Source organism: Arthrobacter sp. P1_A5 (assembly GCF_056406825.1).
On sequence record NZ_JBFTZL010000300.1, the window covers coordinates 1 to 2,625 of the forward strand.

General features: G+C 64.7%; 2 protein-coding genes, 1 pseudogene and 1 riboswitch. Of the genes and pseudogenes, 1 reads left to right on the forward strand and 2 read right to left on the reverse strand.

Annotation, left to right across the window (positions count from 1 at the left end):
- Together AC1D1S_RS20565 and lipA are read right to left on the reverse strand one after the other, a co-directional pair.
- Positions 1-440, reverse strand: a 440-nt coding sequence (locus AC1D1S_RS20565) for a DUF4191 family protein (RefSeq protein ID WP_476995380.1), incomplete at its 3' end; no start/stop codon positions are given.
- Positions 441-530: 90 nt separating this feature from the next.
- Complete coding sequence (gene lipA / locus AC1D1S_RS20570; RefSeq protein ID WP_243179468.1) at positions 531-1,538, reverse strand: lipoyl synthase; 1,008 nt, start codon at positions 1,536-1,538, stop codon at positions 531-533.
- Positions 1,539-1,808: 270 nt separating this feature from the next.
- Positions 1,809-1,906: riboswitch (glycine riboswitch) on the forward strand.
- Positions 1,907-2,064: 158 nt separating this feature from the next.
- Between lipA and AC1D1S_RS20575 the strand changes: the two are divergent.
- Positions 2,065-2,625 (forward strand): annotated as a pseudogene (locus tag AC1D1S_RS20575) (glycine dehydrogenase (aminomethyl-transferring)); the annotation flags it as partial.

The window sequence follows — 2,625 nt, forward strand, 5'->3', positions numbered from 1 at the left end:
GCATCCTGCGCATCCTGCGTGCGCGGGTTCACAGCGACGGGCTGGTCCTCGGTGATCCAGCCGCGCTTGAGCGTGCCCAGTGCGGCACCCGAGGCGCCGGGCTGGTTCTCGATCTGCGCGAACGCGGCGCGCTCGGCACGGCGGGACAGGATCAGCGTGGCCGCAAGGGCACCCAGGGCGATGCCGATGATCAGGCCGGTGATCCAGTTGTCGAGCAGGAAGCCGACCAGCAGGCTGAGCGCAACAACACCCAGGAACGCCAGCAACATGAGCCAGGGAACCATGGGATCGTGGCGGCGGGTCATCTGGAAGACCTCGCCGATCTGCTTCAGCCGGCTCGGCTTCTTGGCCTTTGCTTCCTTGGGCTTACGGGAGAAAAGACCGCGCTTCGGAGCTTCGGAAGCCGGGCTGGAGTTGCTGGGATCAGGGGAATTCGCCATAGTTCCTTAATTCTACGTGATGGACGGCCAAGGGCCGGCACCGAAGTCATCCGGTGCCGGCCCTTAAGTGGAAGGGTGTCAGAGCAGGGTTCAGGAATGTGCCGCGAGCAGCGAGCTGGCTTCCTGGCGGGTGCTTCCGGAGCTTTCGATGTGGGCGAGTTCGGCCGGGATTTCCCAGCCTTTCTTGCGCATCGCGGTGGCCCAGAGCCGGCCGGCGCGGTAGGAGGAACGCACCAGGGGCCCGGACATGACGCCCAGGAAGCCGATCTCGTCGGCTTCGTGCTGCAGGTCCACGAATTCCTGCGGCTTGACCCAGCGGTCCACCGGCAGGTGCCGTTCGGAGGGGCGCAGGTACTGGGTGATGGTGATCAGGTCGCAGCCGGCCTCGTGCAGGTCCCGCAGTGCCTCGGAGATTTCCTCGCGGGTCTCGCCCATGCCGAGGATCAGGTTGGACTTGGTCACCATGCCGAGCTTGCGGCCCTGGGTGATGACGTCCAGGGACCGGTCGTAGCGGAACGCCGGGCGGATCCGCTTGAAGATCCGGGGCACGGTCTCGACGTTGTGGGCGAAGACCTCGGGCTTGGAGTCGCAGATCGCCGCGATGTGCTCGGGCTTGCCGGAGAARTCGGGGATCAGCAGTTCGACGCCGGTGCCCGGGTTCAGTTCGTGGATCTTGCGGACCGTYTCGGCGTASAGCCAGACGCCCTCGTCGGCGAGGTCGTCGCGGGCCACRCCGGTGACGGTGGCGTAGCGCAGCGCCATGGCCTGRACCGAGCGGGCCACCTTGGTGGGCTCGAACATGTCCACGGGGGAGGGCTTGCCGGTGTCGATCTGGCAGAAGTCGCAGCGCCGGGTGCATTCGGAGCCGCCGATCAGGAAGGTGGCTTCCTTGTCTTCCCAGCACTCGAAGATGTTGGGGCAGCCGGCCTCCTCACACACCGTGTGGAGGCCCTCCTTCTTGACGAGGTTTTTGAGCTGGACGAACTCCGGGCCCATCTGGACCTTGGCCTTGATCCATTCCGGCTTCCGTTCCACCGGTGTGGCCGCGTTTCGCTGCTCAATGCGCAGCATCTTCCGGCCTTCTGGTGCCAGTGTCACAGTAGAGCTCCTTCTGGGCCAGGGCGGGGTGTTTCCGGGCAACTCCATGGTCAGGGCTTGGCCCCGGTCCCGTCTACTAATGAACTGCGCGGTTTTGCCACTGCGTATAGACAATCGTCCAAAGTCCGCGCGCTGGAGCGGCCCTTCATACATATGGATAAAGAGTATCGACAAAATTAGGCAGGTTGCTGTAGTCAGCCGCACAGGCCCTGCCGAATGATGGAGGGCAACAACGCTGTGACCCCGGTCACGGCGCAAGCGACACGCTTTTGATCTGCGGCGGGAGAGTCCTGCAAGCAAATGATGCGGGCGCCGTAGGAGCAAATCCTCCCCAGGAATCTCTCAGGCCCACGTACCGCCGCGACGAGGCAACTCTGGAAAGCAGCTCGCCCTTCATCATGAAGGGCGAGCTCACCGACGGTGCAAGCAGACCCCTGTCTGCGGAATCTCTCAGGTCCACGACAGAGCGGGGAGGAACTTGATCCACAGCCGTGTCCTGCGGGCCGGCCCGACCCTGGAGTTCCATATGACCGTTCAGTCCCATCCTTCTGCCTTCGCAGACCGGCACATCGGCACGCGCCGCCAGACCGACATCGACACCATGCTCAAGGCGATCGGCTACGACAGCGTTGATGGCCTCGTGGACACTGCCGTGCCCGACTCCATCCGCCAGCAAAGCCCGCTCAGCCTCGACGGCGCGCTGAGCGAGGTCGAGGTGCTGGCCGAGCTGCGCAAGCTGGCGTCGAAGAACAAGACCGCCGTGCAGATGATCGGGCAGGGCTACTACGACACGGTGACGCCGCCGGTGATCCGCCGCAACATCCTTGAGGCCCCGGCCTGGTACACGGCCTATACCCCGTACCAGCCGGAGATCTCGCAGGGCCGGCTTGAGGCGCTGCTGAACTTCCAGACTATGGTCCAGGACCTCGTCGGCCTGCCGATCGCCAACGCCTCCCTGCTGGATGAAGCCACCGCCGTGGCCGAGGCCGTGCTGATGATGCGCCGGGCCAACAAGAATAAGACCGCCCACGACGGCAAGACAGTCCTCGACGCCGACTGCCTGCCGCAGACCATCGCGATCGTCAAG